The organism is Pantoea sp. B623, assembly GCF_024814475.1.
GTDB classification, from domain to species: domain Bacteria; phylum Pseudomonadota; class Gammaproteobacteria; order Enterobacterales; family Enterobacteriaceae; genus Pantoea; species Pantoea ananatis.
Window position 1 is genome coordinate 1,302,384 of the sequence record NZ_JANUXM010000004.1, and the last position, 15,387, is coordinate 1,317,770.

Consider the following 15,387-nt stretch of genomic DNA (forward strand, 5'->3'; position numbering starts at 1 on the left):
GAGCCACCGCTAACCGTCCTCCGAGTGACATTAACAGTCCACTTTGATTCATCACCGCACCAAAAAAAATGTTATAACATAACAACTATGATATCCGATGTTGTCGCGTTATCACCACGGCAATGTGTTTCAAAAAATAAACCAGCGCACGATTTGCCATAAAAAGGGCTATAGAGAAGCAGAAACGAATCAACCACTTGCTTAAATTTGCCCTCAACGAGGCCTTATTATGTGTGGAGGACTACTTGCAAACCGCCAGAAGAACATCAATGATGGGTTTATAAGTTGTTATTCATGAGCAGACTATGTCAGTAAGAATTGAATGCGATGTCGCGCAGGATGAAACGGATTGCGCAAAATTAGCCACAATTATAGAGCGGAATATTCTCAAAATAACAGATTCACTTGTTGGCGATTTACAGTGGTATTCAGCCAATGCCATCTTAGTGCCAGGCAGTTTACGCGTTATTGCTGTTGAGATGACAGAGACGAATAGATTTAAGTTACTTTACGATTTTCAGTGGAATTTATTTAATCCGTGTCTGGATTTAAATGAAATCGTTACGCAAGATGAACAAGTCAGCTTCCGTATCTGCCCTGCCGCGCTTGTATTTGAGCCGATTGAGAATCAGCGCCCCTCACCTGGCGATGAATTGTAATATTTAGTAATGGAGGTGAGCAGAACTAATGATTCTACACTATTCTTAACTCAGTCCGTTATTTACAAACCCGATAACCACTTCCTGGCCGCTTCACCTAATCGCGCCGCTTTGCGGTAACTTTGCTCGCTACGGAGGGGAAAAAGATGGACGAATACTCACCGAAACGGCATGATATTGCCCAGCTTAAATACTTGTGTGAGAATCTGTTTGACGACAGCATGGCGACATTAACTGACAGTCATCACGGCTGGGTTAATGACCCCACTGCCGAAAGCAATTTACAGCTAAACGATTTGATTGAGCACATCGCCTCTTTCACCATGAATTACAAAATTAAGCATGTTGAAGACGAAGCACTGATTACCCAAATCGATGAATATCTTGATGATACCTTTATGCTGTTTAGCAACTACAGTGTAAATACTCAGGATCTTCAGCGCTGGCAACGCTCAGCGAAACGTTTATTTAATGTGTTTACTGAAGAGTGCGCTTTTCTTCAACAGCAAGCCATTCATTATAGTACTGACGTGAGAACGGTTTATTTATGAACAAAACCCTAACTAAAACTGATTATTTGATGCGACTGAGGCGCTGTCGTTCTATTGACACGCTAGAACGCGTAATTGAAAAAAATAAGTACGAATTACCCGATGAAGAATTAGCAGTATTTTACTCAGCAGCCGATCACCGCCTGGCTGAACTGACGATGAACAAGCTCTATGACAAAGTCCCGGTGTCAGTCTGGAAATTTGTACGCTAACCTATTTTGTATTACGTTTGATCTGATTTCACCAGCCCGTTTTTGCACAACTCGCCTGCCGGCAATGGAACGGCCCAGGCGAGATTCGCCTGTTTATCATCTGGGAAGAGGGATGTTTACGAGATGAAATGGTGGAGGCCCCGCCAGCTACATCCCGGCACACACGTCACCTGCTGCGGCTGCTTCCTTCCGGACCTGACCGAGTTCACAAGCTAGCATTGCGGGAGAACCAACAGGGCCCCCATTGACTAGCCCTCATTTCGAGAGCGCAGGCATTATCGGGGATGCCCCCGGCAATTGCAAGCCTGGTCGGGATGACCGTTGGTTTCTTGTACGATCGCCGATAATTAACCCTCAATGTGATAAAATTATCGCCTTTTCTCGGGCAGGTAAGTTTATGGACAGCTCTGACAGCTTCAAACAGCGAATCTGGCAAATCGTTGCCGCAATTCCTCCCGGCCGCGTCACGACCTATGGTGACGTCGCCCTGCTGGCGGGCTCGCCAAGAGCAGCGCGCCAGGTCGGTGGCGTCTTGAGTCGCTTACCTGAGGGCAGTACGCTTCCCTGGCACCGGGTGATTAATCGCCACGGTACTATTTCGCTGCAGGGCGATCGGTTATTTCGTCAGCGAGATGCGCTGGAGGCGGAAGGCGTTGAGGTGAGTGACGCCGGTGAGATTGATTTAGACCAATATCGCTGGCGATTTTAAGGCGTCAGGGCGGCGGCAATGCCGCCCTGGTAAGGTTGCCCTGAGACCTTACATGGTCGTCGGTGCCGGGACAGCGGCTGACGGTGTAACCTGCGTCGGTGACGTTGCCGGTACGCTCGTGGCTGCGCCAGGCTGCGTTGGCATCGCCATAGAGGGGACCGGTACTAATACCAGATCGGTTTTTGTTCCGCCCTGATTGATCACCGGTTTAACCTCTTCGGTAATGAAGGCCATCTTGCCATCAACCGTAATGGCAGCGCTTAACAGGATGCGCGCATTGGGCTGAATGTCGGCCGGGTTGAAAGGCAGCACAAAATGGAATGGCGCCTGCTTCCCTTCCGTGCGCACGACGCGCTGGGACAGCACTTTCGACGGAGCATCCGCAACCGATGCATCTGACAGCGTCACGGTCAGTGCAGCATTCGGCGGCAGCGCAATGCGCTGACGAATATAGACGGATCCACTGACGTTAGGCTGAGCAATCGTTGCTGTTTGTCCTGCAACCGCTGACCCTAAAGTCGGGGTTGGAACCGGTTTGCCTTTGTGTGCACAACCCGCGAGAGCCATCGCCATCGCTACGCCACTTAACACATGCCAGAATTTCATTGATGTCGTCTCCTTTTGATCAAAATGATTTTTAGCAGTGAATCTTCATTACAGCGTTTCACTCGCCGTATGTCTTTAATGTTGGCACAAAATCAAAAGTTTGCCTGGTCGGATGAAAGACCGAAAGTCTGATTGACGGAAACTGGTCGGATCTTTCACACTTAGGCAAATACTTATTATCAGGAAAGCGTCATGAGTCAGGCACTCGAAAATCTGCTTAATTTAATCCATCTGGAAAAAATCGAAGAAGGCCTGTTTCGCGGCCAGAGCGAAGATCTTGGCCTTCGTCAGGTCTTTGGCGGTCAGGTAGTGGGACAGGCACTTTTTGCGGCCAAACAGACCGTGCCGGAAGATCGCGTCATTCACTCATTCCACAGCTATTTTCTCCGGCCCGGCGACAGCCAGAAACCGATTATTTACGACGTGGAAAGCCTGCGTGACGGTAAAAGTTTTAGCGCCCGTCGGGTCAGCGCCATTCAAAATGGTCAGCCTATTTTTTATATGACGGCCTCTTTCCAGTCGCCGGAAAGCGGTTTTGAACATCAGAAACCCATGCCGCAGGTGAAAGGGCCAGATAATCTCCCCAATGAGCAGCAGATGGCGCAAAAAATGGCCCATATGCTGCCAGAAAAGCTGCGCGAGAAATTTATCGCCGAGCGTCCACTGGAAATCCGCCCGGTGCAGATCCACAACCCGTTACGAGGCCACGTTGATAAACCGCAGCGTCAGGTGTGGATTCGGGCTAACGGCACGCTGCCCGATGATTTACGCATCCATCAGTATCTACTGGGCTACGCTTCCGACCTTAACTTTTTGCCCGTGGCGCTGCAGCCCCATGGCAAAGGCTTTCTGGAACCCGATATGCAGGTGGCAACGATTGACCACTCTATGTGGTTTCACCGTGAGCTGAATTTTAACGACTGGCTGCTCTACAGCGTGGAGAGCACCTCTGCATCGGGCGCGCGGGGCTTTGTACGCGGTGAGTTTTACAACCGGCAAGGGGAACTGGTGGCCTCAACGGTTCAGGAAGGTGTGATGCGCCAGCGCAGCGAATAGCAAAAAGGGGCGAAATCGCCCCTTTTCTCTTATCGTTAAAGATGAATTAATGGTTGTATGCGTTCTCGCCATGGCTGTTGACGTCCAGGCCTTCGCGCTCCTGCTCTTCCGGCACGCGCAGCCCTACAATCATATCCGCCAGTTTAAAGCCAATGAAGGCCACCACGGCAGACCAGACGATAGTCACCCCTACGCTGAACAGCTGAACGGCAACCTGATGCCCCATAGTGACGCCTGGTGCATAGCCTACGCCGCCCAGAGAAGAGGACGCGAACACGCCCGTCAGGATGCAGCCGATGATGCCACAGACGCCGTGAACGCCGAATACGTCACAAGGATCGTCAACCCGCAGCCATCTTTTCAGCGTTGTTACGCCCCAGATGCCCGCCAGACCACCGGCTAAACCGATAATTAACGCGCCACCGACGCCGACATAACCACAGGCTGGCGTAATGGCAACCAGACCCGCAATAAAACCAGAACAGGCACCTAACAGAGAAGGTTTACCACGCAGCGCCCACTCGCCGAAGGTCCATGCCAGCACAGCAGCGGCAGTCGCCACAACGGTATTCAGGAAAGCCAGTGCGGCAATTTCGTTAGCTGCCGACGCCGAGCCTGCGTTGAAGCCAAACCAGCCGACATACAGAATCGCGGTACCGGTAAAGACCATTGGCAGGTTGTGAGGTTTAAATGCCTCTTTGCCGAAGCCTGCACGTTTGCCCACCAGGTAAGCACCGACCAGTCCGGCAACCGCCGCGTTAATGTGCACAACCGTGCCGCCAGCAAAGTCCAGCGCGCCATCCTGAGCCAGTAAGCCGCCTGCCCAGACCATATGCGCGATAGGCAGATAAGCCAGCGTCAGCCATACCGCCACGAAAATCAGCACGGCTGAGAAACGAATACGTTCCGCAATGGCACCGACGATCAGCCCCACGGTAATACAGGCAAAGGACGCCTGGAAAGCCACATGGATGTATTGATAAAAGCTGCCCATTACCGCTGTCAGCGCAATGTTTTTCAGCATCACCCAGTTGAAGCTGCCAAAGAAAGCATTGCCTTCGCTAAAGGCCAGTGAGTAGCCATAAATCACCCACAGCACACATACCAGCGAAAAGGTGACCGCCACCTGAGTGAGCATAGAGAGCACGTTTTTACCGCGGATCAAGCCGCCGTAAAACAGCGCAATCCCGGGAATTGACATAAACAGCACCAGCGTAGTGCAAATCATCATAAAGGCGTTATCGGCTTTGTCTGCAACGGCAGGCGCAGCAGCCATTGCCAGCGACGGTAACAGTGCCAGGCTGGTGAGGCCCAACTTGGTCAGCATTTTATTCATTTTTTTTCCATCCCATCACATTACTGAGTCTTGTTTACAGTGCGGCTTCGTCGGTTTCGCCGGTACGTATGCGAATCACGCGCTGCAGTTCAGCAACGAAAATCTTGCCGTCGCCAATTTTTCCGGTGTAAGCCGATTTACTGATTACGTCCACCACTTCGTCCAGTTGGTCGTCTGCAATGGCGATATCAATTTTGACCTTGGGCAGAAAGTTCACGCTGTATTCCGCACCACGGTACAGTTCGGCGTGCCCTTTCTGACGTCCAAAACCTTTCACTTCGGAGACGGTCAGTCCCTGAATACCAATGGAGGATAATGCCTCTCGCACATCTTCCAGCTTGAACGGCTTAATTACGACGGTAACCAGCTTCATAGCCTCTCCTTAAGGAATTGAAATAAGTAAGTCTCATGGACACGCAGAGACTTAAGCAAAGGCTGTGCCAGATGTAAGTATTGTGCGAAATCCGTTATCAGGCCGCGACGGAATAAGGCTCAGGAAATGCTGAATATCGGTCTGGGAAAAACTGGGGGATTAATAAACGAAGCGGATGCACTCCTTTGGTGCTGTTACGCTCAAAGGCGTGCATCCTGACGGAACAATGGAGAAAAAGATGCGCAAAAAAGGTGCAATCACCCTGCACTGACTAACGGTGCTGCCGATTCCAGTTCATCGCCAACCTGTTGCAACTGATACATTTGCCAGTAGCGCCCTTCCTCTGCCAGCAGCTGCTGGTGCGTGCCCTGCTCGACAACATGACCACGGTGCAGCACCAGTATGTTGTCTGCTTCGGTAATGGTGGAAAGACGGTGGGCGATAACCACCAGCGTCGTATGCTGACGCAGGGTGCGCAGCGTGTGCTGAATAGCCTGCTCTGTACCGGAATCGATATTTGCGGTGGCTTCATCAAGGATGAGAATCTGCGGCAGTTGTACCAGTACGCGCGCCAGCGCCAGTAATTGCTTTTGCCCCACCGACAGGTTATTCCCCTGTTCGCCCAGTCGGGTATGAATACCTGCAGGCAATGCCCGGGCCAGCGGCGCCAGCTGTACCTGCTCCAGCGCCGTCCACACGGCTTCTTCGCTAATATCCCGACCCAGCCGCACGTTGGCCAGCAGCGTGTCGGCCAGCACGACCGGATCCTGCTGTACCATCGCGATGCTGCGTCGTAGCGCCTGGTGGGAATATTGCCCCAACGGACGATCGTCCAGACGGACTTCACCGCGCGTCACCGGATAGTAGCCCATTAACAGGTTTGCCAGCGTGCTCTTGCCGCTGCCGGTATGACCGACCAGAGCGACAAAGCCGCGTGAAGGCACATCCAGCGAGATGTTGCTTAGCACGTCCCGATCATCGCGATAGGCAAAGCTCAGGTTATCCAGCGTAATGCGTCCGGACGCCATGGGTCGATCGCTGTCACCATAGTGCTGCTGGGGCGCATCCATCAGTTCAAAAATACGCTCGCCCGCGACAACTGCCTGCTGCAACATCGACTGCTGCGTAGTGAGTTCGATTAAGGGCTCGTTAAGCCGTCCCAGATAGGTGATAAACGCGTACAGCACCCCGACTTCGAAAACGCCGGGCATTGAGAAACTGAATAACAGCAGCAGCCCGCACAGCACCAGCGCCGAAAACAGGCTTAAAAGCGGCCGTAACAGGAAGCCATCGAGCCGCAGGGTTTCCATGCGCGCCAGATAGTGAGAGCGGCTGGCTTCCCCCATGCGTTCGCCAAAACGTGCCTGCTGGCGGAACTGCTGAATCACGCTCATCCCGCTAATCACTTCGTTAAAACCGTTGTTGATATCGGCCAGATAGCTGCGAACGCGACGCGCTATCGGTGTACTGAAGCGCTGATAAATCAGCATGACGATGAGCACCATAGGGAAAATCAACATCGCCACCAGCGCCATGCGCCAGTCCAGGCTGAACATGGCCACCATCATTGCGCCCACCAGCGCGGCGCTGCGCAGGACCGTCGCGACAACGGTCACATACAGATCCCGGACGACTTCCGTGTCGTTGGTGACCCGGGAAATCAACTGACCCACCGGCTGGGTATCAAACGCAGCGAGCGGCTGACGCAGCGCCGCGTTCATGGCATCGGTGCGTAAACGCTGCACCACGCCAATCGCAGCCTGGTTAAACAGTAACGCCTGCCCGTAATGCAGAGCGGCGGCCAGCAGCTGCAGCAGAATAAAACTCACGACCAGTCCTGCCACGATGCCCCAGGGCATTTGATGCTTCGCCACCAGATTATCGATGAAATAACTCACCAGAACCGGGCCGGTGACTTCGGCGGCGGCGGCAATCCAGAGCATCAACACGGCCAGCGACAGCGATTTGCGCCACGGTTTACCGTAGCTCAGCAGGCGTTTAAGTGTTGGCCACATACGTTGTGACTTAGCCATGCGGCACTCCTTTTTCCGTTTCATCATCATCCAGCGCGGCTTCCAGTTGCTGATAGCGATACATATCCCGATACCAGCCCGCCGCGTTGGTCAGGGCAGCGTGGTCGCCTCGCTGCGCCACGGTGCCCTGATGCAGCACCAGAATCTCGCTGGCTTCCGTGAGTGCCGACAGGCGGTGGGCGCTGATGATCAACGTGCGCCCTTTGCCCCACAGGCGCAGATTATGCAAAATTTCGTGTTCTGTGCGTCCGTCCACGGCTGACAACGCATCGTCCAGAACCAGGATCTCCGCATCAAGCAGCAGGGCACGGGCGATTGAAATACGCTGTTTCTGACCGCCGGACAGCATGACTCCGCGCTCCCCGACTTCGGTTTCGTAGCCTTGCGGCAGGCGTAAGATATCGTCATGGACGCAGGCCATTTTTGCCGCCTGCTCAATATCCTCCTGACTGGCATCCGGCCTGCCCAGCGCAATGTTATTGGCCACGCTGTCGGAAAACAGAAACGGCGTCTGACTGACGACGGCGAGACGGCTGCGCCAGCTGTCCAGCCGCAGCTGTGGCAGCGGGATGGAATGGTAGCGGATATCCCCTTGCTGAATATCGAAGTGACGCTGAATCAAACTCAGCAAGGTCGTTTTACCACTGCCGGTCGGGCCGCACAGGCCCAGCATATCGCCCGGCTTGAGTTGAAATTCAACCTGGCTCAGTATCGCACCTGAACTGGCGGGATAGCTGAATTCGCGAATCGAGACCTGTAACGTTCCGGCCCTGTCAGGCAAGGTTTTATCACCGTCCTCAACGACCGGTGCCTCAGAAAGCAGCGCGCGAATTCGGCTCCAGGCAGCACTGCCACGCTCAACAATGTTAAACATCCATGCCAGCGCCAGCATCGGCCAGATCATCAATCCCAGGTACATGACAAAGCTGGTGAGCTGCCCCAGCGTCATTTGATCATGCCACACCAGCCAGCTTCCGCCGCCAATCGCCAGCAGGTTGGCAAAGCCAATCGCGATATAAATGGTGGGATCAAAACGCGCATCCACTCGCGCAACGCGCAGGTTTTTCTCTCCGGTATCACGTGCAATATCGGCGAACTGCGCCGACTGATGTTGCTCCAGCCCAAATGCCTTAATCATTCGGATGCTGGTAAGGCTCTCTTGCGTCTGATCGTTCAGGCTGGAAAAGGCCGCCTGCGCCAGTTTGAAACGGTTATGCAGCTGCTCGCCATAGCGGTGAATGACCAACGCCATGAATGGCATCGGTATTAGCGATATCAGCGTCAGCTGCCAGCTGATTTGTGTACTCATGGCAATTAACACAACGCATCCCATGACCAGAGAATCCACCAGCGTCAGCACGCCTTCACCGGCAGCAAAAACCACCCGATCGACGTCGTTGGTGGCGCGGGCAATGAGATCGCCGGTTCGGTGACGCAGGTAAAACGCCGGCTGCTGACGGCTGAGCTGACGATAAAAATCCTCTCGCAGCTCAACGGCCAGTTGGTAGGATGCGCCAAACAGCAGCACGCGCCAGACATAGCGCAGCAGATAAACCACCACGGCGGTCAGCAGCATAATGCCAATCCACATCAGGATGCGCCGGGCATCCATGTTTTGGTGGGTCACGCCGTCCACAATCACCCCGACAATCCACGGCGGCAGCAACTGCAGAACGGCAATAACGATCAGTAAGGTGACGGCGCCCAGATAACGCCGCCACTCACGGATAAAATACCAACTTAACTGGCTGAATAATCGCACAAGGCTGCTCTCAATCTCAGATACTCAGGGGCCAACAGGCAGGGCTGTCGTGTATTTAATCTCTTCCATCGCGAAGCTGGAGGTCACATCGATCAGGCCTGTTACACCATTAACTAAACGCTTATAAAAGGCATCATAACTTTTCATGTCGGCAACCTGAATACGCAGTAAATAATCGTACTCACCGGCCATACGGTAAAAGCCCATCACTTCCGGCATGCTCTGCACCACCGAGACGAACTCCTGATACCAGGCTTTGCTGTGCTGGGTGGTTTTGACAAACATAAAGGCCGTGAGACAGAGGCCAAGCTTTTCATTATCCAGCAGAGCGACCCGTCCGCGAATAATGCCGTCTTCTTCCAGCTTTTTAAGGCGCTTCCAACAGGGCGTCGTGGTGAGATTAACCGCATCTGCCAGTACCTGGAGTGAAGTGGTGCAGTCCTGCTGCAGCATAGCCAACAGTTTAAGGTCAATTTTATCTGGCATACGGCCCTCCGGTAGAAATATTTTCTCCATTACCGCCATTTTAACGCAAAACCAGCAAGCTCTTTTTCCTACACGTGCCTTAAAATAATGACTTTCATCCGACCGGAAATGAACGCCATGTCAACATGCTGGGTACGCCACGCGATTAACGAAATTAACGCTGATTTTCAACGCTCAGCGGACACACACTTAATTCGCTTCAGTTTGCCGGATTTTCCGGGCATCAGGTTCTATCTCAAAGATGAAAGCACGCATCCCAGCGGAAGTCTGAAACATCGTCTGGCGCGCTCTCTGTTTCTGTACGCGTTGGCCAACGGTTGGATTAAACAAGATACGCCGGTTATTGAGGCATCTTCGGGCAGTACGGCCGTGTCTGAAGCCTATTTTGCCCGCCTGCTGGGCTTGCCTTTTATTGCCGTCATGCCCGCCAGCACCGCGAAGCGTAAAATTGAGCAGATCACCTTTTACGGCGGTCAGTGTCACTTTGTCAGCGATCCCTGTCAGCTCTATGCAGAATCCGAGCGCCTCGCTCGGGAACTGAACGGCCATTTTATGGATCAGTTTACCTACGCGGAACGGGCCACCGACTGGCGCGGCAACAACAACATTGCTGAAAGCATCTTCCGTCAGATGGCAAACGAACCCTTTCCCGTTCCTCACACCCTGATTATGAGTGCCGGCACTGGCGGTACCTCGGCCACGCTGGGACGCTATATTCGCTATCAGGGATGCGATACGCGATTACTGGTCGTTGATCCGCAGCATTCCGTTTTTTATGACTACTGGCACAACCGTGACGCCACCCTGACCAGCAATCGTGGCAGCATGATTGAAGGCATTGGTCGTCCACGCGTCGAGCCTTCCTTTATGCCCGATGTTATTGACGAAATGCTTCGCGTACCGGATGGCGCATCAATTGCCGCCATGCTGAAGCTGGAAACGCTGCTGGGACGCAAACCGGGCCCGTCTACCGGCACCAACTTCTGGGGCATGATGCAGGTGGCAAAACGCTTACGCGATAACCACGAGCAGGGCTCGCTGGTGACACTGCTGTGCGACAGCGGAGAACGTTATCCTGATACTTACTATCAACCTGAGTGGGTTGTCGAGCACATTGGCGATATTACGCCCTGGCAGCGCGAACTGGGCTAGTGCGCTATCAGACCTTGACTAACGGGTTTAAGGGTTTAAGAAGAGCGAGATCGGGCCAGTTATTGCCCCTGCAGCTGTTCAGCCGCGCGTTCAGGTATTACCATAAGCACCAATTTTTATTATTGGGACGTGCCATGAAACGCGCCGTTGTCGTATTTAGCGGTGGACAAGACTCCACCACCTGCCTGGTTCAGGCCCTACAGCATTACGATGAAGTGCACTGTGTGACCTTCGACTATGGTCAACGTCATCGTGAAGAGATTGACGTGGCCCGGGATATTTCCTTTAAACTGGGCGCCCGGGCGCACAAGGTACTCGATGTGACCATGCTGAATGAACTGGCCGTCAGCAGCCTGACGCGCGACAGCATTCCGGTTCCCGCTTATGATCCCGAGGCTAGCGGCCTGCCGAGCACTTTTGTGCCGGGCCGCAATATTCTGTTTCTGACCCTGGCCTCGGTTTACGCGTATCAGGTTGAAGCGGAAGCCGTCATCACCGGCGTTTGCGAAACCGACTTCTCCGGTTATCCCGACTGTCGCGACGAGTTCGTCAAAGCGCTTAACCACGCGATCGGCCTTGGCATGGCGCGCGATGTTCGTTTTGAAACCCCGTTGATGTGGCTTAATAAAGCCGAAACCTGGGCGCTGGCCGATTACTGGCAGCAGCTTACGTTGATCCGCGAAGAGACGCTCACCTGTTATAACGGCATCAAAGGTGACGGCTGTGGCGAATGTGCCGCCTGTCATCTGCGCTCAAACGGCCTGAATGCTTATCTGCAGGATCGCCCCGGTATTATGGCAGCCATGAAGGCAAAAACCGGTTTGCCGTAACCTCGGGCGCGGCGGCGACAGATAGCCGCCGCCTTGATGACATGAGTTAAGACATCAGTTAAGACATCAGTTAAGACATCAGTTAAGACATCAGTCTTTCCAGTCGCTGCCGCAGTTCGCCTTCCAGCGGGACGGCTTTCTGGGAACGCAGGTCGATGCACACGAAGGTCAGTGCCGCATCTGCAACAACAGTCTCACCACCCGCTAAAAGAACCCGCTGAGAAATGATGCCGCTTTTTCCATTAAGCTGCGTGATGTCGCTGCTGATCTCCAGTACATCGCCCAGCACCGCCGGGCGACGATAATTGATGTTGATGTTTACCACCACAAAGGCCAGTTTCTGCTCAAGCAACCAATTAAAGGCGTCCGCTTCTTCCAGCCATTGCCAGCGCGCTTCTTCTAAAAACTCCAGATAACGAGCATTGTTAACATGCTGATAGACATCCAGATGATAGCCGCGCACTTTTATCGTGGTCTGCATTCCTGTTCTCCTGCTGCTATAGATTAACTGGTTGGACCTGTTCACTTTAGCAGAGTCCGCCCGTAACAGCAGGTTAAGCATCAGAGTTGCGCATCACTTCACAATTTCAGACGCGACAGGTTTCTTTCAACCAGGGCATTGCCAAAGCCGGGCACCTCTTTCAACTGATCGATAGCCGTAAACGGCCCGTACTCTTCACGATAGCTGACGATAGACTGCGCCTTCTTGAGGCCCACCCCGTTCATCGCCTTTGATAGCTGCTCTGCCGTCGCGTCGTTTATGCTGACCAGCTCCTGCTGCGGCATGGAAACCTGCGCGGCCTGGGTTTCACTTGGGGTTTCTGCCGCTGAAAGAGGCATTTGATACAGCGCGCCACACAGGGCGAGGGAAAGATAAAAGGCGTGTAAGTTGGGTTTAGCCATGCTGTGTTTCTCCTTGTGTTAAACAGCAGGCTCAGGTTGTCACGACAATAACCTGCCCTCAAACGGCAAAGGTTAAAAATGGAAAAGGCCGCATAAGCGGCCTTGGGTTGTTTCAGTCATTATCTGAAATTTGCGAGGATCACTGCATCTGCTGGGCAGCGGCACCGTATTTGATTTTGGCCTCTTTACGCAGATTTTGCAGCAATGCTTCAAAGGCAAGCTGCGCGTTGTTCTGCGTGACGCCTTTGACCATTTCATTAATCTGCGCCTGTGGCATCGTACCGGTGCTGACCTTATCCACCGCCACCAGAACCACATTGCCCTGCATATCTTCGCTGACGCCCCAGGAGGGTTTGTTATCCTCAGGCTGTGGCAGGTTAAAGGCAGCCTGTGCCACCGGATCCTGCGTATTTCGATCAACCGTTTTACTGGCGCTCAGGGTCAGGCCTGCCGCTTTAAGCACATCTTGTTTTCCGGCTTTGAGGTCGGCTAACAGTTTATCGGCCTGGGCTTTAGCCTGCTGCGTCGCTTTGTCGTGTTTCAACGTGTCGATAATCTGTGCTTTAACCTTCTCCAGCGGTTCAACCGCTTCAGGTTTGTGCTCACTGATACGCAACACGAAGGCACGATCGCCATCCACACTGATGATGTCAGAGTTATTGCCTGGCGCGCCATTTTGTCCAACAAGCCCGCCGTTGAAAATTGCCTGTTTCACCGCGTCAAAATCGAGATCTTTCGGCACGTCGTCACGGCTAAACCAGCCCGTTTCTGTGGCTTTCATGCCCGACGCCTGCTCCGCGCCCGCAAGAGACTCATTATCATTGCTGGCCGCTTCACTCACCTTCTGCTGCAGCTTATAGAAGGCATCCACTGCTTTTTCCTGCTTGACCTCATCCGCCACCTCACTACGCACGTCGGCCAGCGGCTTGACCTGCTCAGGGATAATATCGTCGAGGCGCGCGATCAGGAAGCCAACGGAAGACTTGATCACGCCTGACAGCTGGCCTTTCTCTTTCAGCCCGGCATTTTTCAGCTCATCCGGCGTGGTAGAAGGTTCCAGCCAGCCCATATCGCCGCCTTTGCGGGCAGAAATCGGGTCAATGGATTTGGTTTTCGCCAGTTCGGCAAAATCAGCACCGCTTTTCAGCTGAGCCAGAATGGCGTTGGCATCGGCTTCCGTTTTGGTCTGAATGACGCTGTAGCGATCGCGCTGTGGCTGGGTGTAATCCGCTTTATGCTGATCGTACCAGGCCTGAATATCCGCATCGCTGGCGTTTTCCTGCATGCCTGCCGCATCCAGTTTGATATAGCTGACCCGGAACTGTTCAGGCGCCATAAAGCTGTTTTTATGCTGCTGATAATACTGGTTGATCTCGTCATCGTTGACGGTCTGCTTCGCCGCAAGTGCATTCACGTCCAGGGTTGCGGTCTGAATATCGCGCTTCTGCGCCACCAAATCCACCAGCTTGCTGGTTTCATTTTTCAGCATAAAGTCGGTGTTGGCGATGGCGTTGATGAGCTGCTGTGTCGCCAGCTGCTTGCGCAGCGCTTCCGCATACTGGTCGGCAGTAAAGCCCATGTTGCCGATCATCGCGTTATATTTGGCGTTATCAAACTTACCGTTCGTCTGGAAAGCAGCCTGATTGAAAATCGCCTGCTTAACCTGATCGTCACTGATGGCAATGTGCAGATCTTTGATGTAGCTGTCCAGTAAGGCCTGATCGATCAGCTGCGACAGCGCCTGCTGGCGCATCTGCTGCATGTAACCATCGTTACCTGCAAGCTGCGAGAACTGGTCGCCCAGCATCTGCTGCTGGCGGTTACGTTCGCTGTTAAATGCCTGATCTAACTGCGCCCGGCTGATCTCCTGACCGTTCACTTTGGCCGCATAATCATTGTTGCCGCCAATCAGATAGTTGCCAACGCCGGTCAGCACAAAGGAGAGAATGATCAACCCCAAAATAATCTTGAGCACGACATGGTTCGACGCCGCGCGTAAATTGTCCATCATGGTATGACAACACTCCGCTGTAGTGTGAATGTAAAGCCCTGTCGCAATAACGCCCTCTTCCCGGCGCATTACTCAGCTGCAAATCTTGCTGGCAGCAATAATCCTGTTGAGACAAGCCTTGCGACCTTTACTGCCTCTCTGGATATAAAAAAAGGCACATCTTATCGATGTGCCCGTATGTTACATGAGAACGCGTTAACCGTCCTCTAATCCACTCAAGAAAATGTGTTAATGAGTGGTGGCGTTGTCATTAGTTGACAGCGTCTTTCAGTGCTTTACCTGCACGGAAACCCGGTACTTTACCTGCCGGGATAGTGATCTCTTTACCGGTTTGTGGGTTACGGCCTGTGCGCGCTGCGCGCTCACGTACTGAGAAAGTGCCGAATCCCACCAGCGCCACTTCATCTCCGCCTTTCAGCGCATCAGAAACAGAGCCCATAAATGCATCTAACACACGTCCTGCTGCTGCTTTAGAAATGTCGGCATCGGCAGCAATTTTATCGATCAGTTGTGACTTATTCACTCTATTCATCCCCTCTTTATTATTTCACATCGTACCCACGCTTCCTGTCGGGTACGAACGCGCAGCAAGTTATATCAAGCCTTATAAGCTGAAACAACGGTAATCCTCTTATAACGATGGTTCAGCAGCCACCTAAATTAGCGGCACAAAAAAAAGCTGGCAAGCACCAATTGGTGTTGCCAGCT

The 15,387-nt window shown here is 53.1% G+C and carries 17 protein-coding genes and 1 other RNA gene; 7 read left to right on the plus strand and 11 right to left on the minus strand.

Annotated elements, in window-relative coordinates; all coding sequences use genetic code 11:
- Positions 1–305: 305 nt before the first annotated feature.
- The 3 genes from NXS97_RS08010 (at position 306) to NXS97_RS08020 (ending at position 1,422) form a co-directional block, all read left to right on the plus strand.
- A complete protein-coding gene (locus tag NXS97_RS08010) occupies positions 306–659 on the plus strand; it encodes a hypothetical protein (protein ID WP_013024905.1) in 354 nt (117 codons plus the stop codon).
- Between the two features lie 146 nt (positions 660–805).
- A complete protein-coding gene (gene tomB, locus NXS97_RS08015) occupies positions 806–1,210 on the plus strand; it encodes an Hha toxicity modulator TomB (RefSeq protein ID WP_116219511.1) in 405 nt (134 codons plus the stop codon).
- The gene (locus tag NXS97_RS08020) at positions 1,207–1,422 is read left to right on the plus strand and encodes an HHA domain-containing protein (RefSeq protein ID WP_013024903.1); all 216 of its coding nucleotides are present in this window, start codon (positions 1,207–1,209) and stop codon (positions 1,420–1,422) included. The genes tomB and NXS97_RS08020 overlap by 4 nt, the downstream gene beginning before the upstream one ends.
- Before the next feature lie 138 nt (positions 1,423–1,560).
- On the opposite strand, the gene ffs is transcribed toward NXS97_RS08020, so the two are convergent.
- An RNA gene (gene ffs, locus NXS97_RS08025) (signal recognition particle sRNA small type) lies at positions 1,561–1,657 on the minus strand.
- Positions 1,658–1,819: 162 nt separating this feature from the next.
- On the opposite strand from ffs, the gene NXS97_RS08030 reads away from it, so the two are divergent.
- The gene (locus tag NXS97_RS08030; protein ID WP_014606432.1) at positions 1,820–2,131 is read left to right on the plus strand and encodes an MGMT family protein; all 312 of its coding nucleotides are present in this window, start codon (positions 1,820–1,822) and stop codon (positions 2,129–2,131) included.
- Positions 2,132–2,179: 48 nt separating this feature from the next.
- Here NXS97_RS08030 and NXS97_RS08035 read toward each other — a convergent pair whose 3' ends face one another.
- Positions 2,180–2,737 (minus strand): YbaY family lipoprotein, encoded by a 558-nt coding sequence (locus NXS97_RS08035; RefSeq protein WP_019106636.1) that lies wholly within the window; start codon positions 2,735–2,737, stop codon positions 2,180–2,182.
- Positions 2,738–2,929: 192 nt separating this feature from the next.
- Here NXS97_RS08035 and tesB point away from each other — a divergent pair, with 192 nt between their 5' ends.
- Positions 2,930–3,793 carry an acyl-CoA thioesterase II gene (gene tesB, locus NXS97_RS08040; RefSeq protein WP_116219510.1) on the plus strand — a complete coding sequence of 288 codons (864 nt, stop codon included), beginning with the start codon at positions 2,930–2,932 and terminating at the stop codon, positions 3,791–3,793.
- Between the two features lie 46 nt (positions 3,794–3,839).
- Here the strand turns inward: tesB and amtB are convergent, their stop codons facing one another.
- From amtB to NXS97_RS08065, 5 genes are all read right to left on the minus strand, one after another.
- Positions 3,840–5,129 (minus strand): ammonium transporter AmtB, encoded by a 1,290-nt coding sequence (amtB, locus tag NXS97_RS08045; protein WP_116219509.1) that lies wholly within the window; start codon positions 5,127–5,129, stop codon positions 3,840–3,842.
- A 34-nt stretch (positions 5,130–5,163) separates the two neighbouring features.
- Positions 5,164–5,502 carry a P-II family nitrogen regulator gene (gene glnK / locus NXS97_RS08050; protein ID WP_013024898.1) on the minus strand — a complete coding sequence of 113 codons (339 nt, stop codon included), beginning with the start codon at positions 5,500–5,502 and terminating at the stop codon, positions 5,164–5,166.
- Positions 5,503–5,759: 257 nt separating this feature from the next.
- The gene (locus NXS97_RS08055; protein ID WP_014606436.1) at positions 5,760–7,535 is read right to left on the minus strand and encodes a SmdB family multidrug efflux ABC transporter permease/ATP-binding protein; all 1,776 of its coding nucleotides are present in this window, start codon (positions 7,533–7,535) and stop codon (positions 5,760–5,762) included.
- On the minus strand, positions 7,528–9,297 hold the full coding sequence (locus NXS97_RS08060; RefSeq protein ID WP_013024896.1) for a SmdA family multidrug ABC transporter permease/ATP-binding protein: 1,770 nt from the start codon (positions 9,295–9,297) through the stop codon (positions 7,528–7,530). The genes NXS97_RS08055 and NXS97_RS08060 overlap by 8 nt, the downstream gene beginning before the upstream one ends.
- A gap of 24 nt (positions 9,298–9,321) precedes the next feature.
- Positions 9,322–9,783 carry an Lrp/AsnC family transcriptional regulator gene (locus NXS97_RS08065; protein WP_026021085.1) on the minus strand — a complete coding sequence of 154 codons (462 nt, stop codon included), beginning with the start codon at positions 9,781–9,783 and terminating at the stop codon, positions 9,322–9,324.
- 117 nt (positions 9,784–9,900) lie between these two features.
- Between NXS97_RS08065 and NXS97_RS08070 the strand changes: the two genes are divergently transcribed.
- Together NXS97_RS08070 and queC are read left to right on the plus strand one after the other, a co-directional pair.
- Complete coding sequence (locus tag NXS97_RS08070; protein WP_116219508.1) at positions 9,901–10,935, plus strand: PLP-dependent cysteine synthase family protein; 1,035 nt, start codon at positions 9,901–9,903, stop codon at positions 10,933–10,935.
- A gap of 134 nt (positions 10,936–11,069) precedes the next feature.
- Positions 11,070–11,765, plus strand: coding sequence for a 7-cyano-7-deazaguanine synthase QueC (gene queC, locus NXS97_RS08075; RefSeq protein WP_116219781.1), 696 nt, complete (start codon positions 11,070–11,072; stop codon positions 11,763–11,765).
- A gap of 82 nt (positions 11,766–11,847) precedes the next feature.
- Here the strand turns inward: queC and NXS97_RS08080 are convergent, their stop codons facing one another.
- From NXS97_RS08080 to hupB, 4 genes are all read right to left on the minus strand, one after another.
- A complete protein-coding gene (locus NXS97_RS08080) occupies positions 11,848–12,246 on the minus strand; it encodes a thioesterase family protein (protein ID WP_014606439.1) in 399 nt (132 codons plus the stop codon).
- 98 nt (positions 12,247–12,344) lie between these two features.
- Positions 12,345–12,668, minus strand: coding sequence for a helix-hairpin-helix domain-containing protein (locus NXS97_RS08085; protein WP_013024891.1), 324 nt, complete (start codon positions 12,666–12,668; stop codon positions 12,345–12,347).
- A gap of 139 nt (positions 12,669–12,807) precedes the next feature.
- The gene (ppiD, locus tag NXS97_RS08090; protein WP_015700835.1) at positions 12,808–14,679 is read right to left on the minus strand and encodes a peptidylprolyl isomerase; all 1,872 of its coding nucleotides are present in this window, start codon (positions 14,677–14,679) and stop codon (positions 12,808–12,810) included.
- Positions 14,680–14,929: 250 nt separating this feature from the next.
- Positions 14,930–15,202, minus strand: a complete 273-nt coding sequence (hupB, locus tag NXS97_RS08095) for a nucleoid-associated protein HU-beta (RefSeq protein ID WP_014606441.1) — start codon at positions 15,200–15,202, stop codon at positions 14,930–14,932.
- Positions 15,203–15,387 lie beyond the last annotated feature (185 nt).

Bases quoted from the DNA above. Each gene is read 5' to 3' on its own strand.
- NXS97_RS08010 (WP_013024905.1), top strand. From the start codon at position 306: ATGTCAGTAAGAATTGAATGCGATGTCGCGCAGGATGAAACGGATTGC.
- tomB (WP_116219511.1), top strand. From the start codon at position 806: ATGGACGAATACTCACCGAAACGGCATGATATTGCCCAGCTTAAATAC.
- NXS97_RS08020 (WP_013024903.1), top strand. From the start codon at position 1,207: ATGAACAAAACCCTAACTAAAACTGATTATTTGATGCGACTGAGGCGC.
- NXS97_RS08030 (WP_014606432.1), top strand. From the start codon at position 1,820: ATGGACAGCTCTGACAGCTTCAAACAGCGAATCTGGCAAATCGTTGCC.
- NXS97_RS08035 (WP_019106636.1), bottom strand. From the start codon at position 2,737: ATGAAATTCTGGCATGTGTTAAGTGGCGTAGCGATGGCGATGGCTCTC.
- tesB (WP_116219510.1), top strand. From the start codon at position 2,930: ATGAGTCAGGCACTCGAAAATCTGCTTAATTTAATCCATCTGGAAAAA.
- amtB (WP_116219509.1), bottom strand. From the start codon at position 5,129: ATGAATAAAATGCTGACCAAGTTGGGCCTCACCAGCCTGGCACTGTTA.
- glnK (WP_013024898.1), bottom strand. From the start codon at position 5,502: ATGAAGCTGGTTACCGTCGTAATTAAGCCGTTCAAGCTGGAAGATGTG.
- NXS97_RS08055 (WP_014606436.1), bottom strand. From the start codon at position 7,535: ATGGCTAAGTCACAACGTATGTGGCCAACACTTAAACGCCTGCTGAGC.
- NXS97_RS08065 (WP_026021085.1), bottom strand. From the start codon at position 9,783: ATGCCAGATAAAATTGACCTTAAACTGTTGGCTATGCTGCAGCAGGAC.
- NXS97_RS08070 (WP_116219508.1), top strand. From the start codon at position 9,901: ATGTCAACATGCTGGGTACGCCACGCGATTAACGAAATTAACGCTGAT.
- queC (WP_116219781.1), top strand. From the start codon at position 11,070: ATGAAACGCGCCGTTGTCGTATTTAGCGGTGGACAAGACTCCACCACC.
- NXS97_RS08080 (WP_014606439.1), bottom strand. From the start codon at position 12,246: ATGCAGACCACGATAAAAGTGCGCGGCTATCATCTGGATGTCTATCAG.
- NXS97_RS08085 (WP_013024891.1), bottom strand. From the start codon at position 12,668: ATGGCTAAACCCAACTTACACGCCTTTTATCTTTCCCTCGCCCTGTGT.
- ppiD (WP_015700835.1), bottom strand. From the start codon at position 14,679: ATGATGGACAATTTACGCGCGGCGTCGAACCATGTCGTGCTCAAGATT.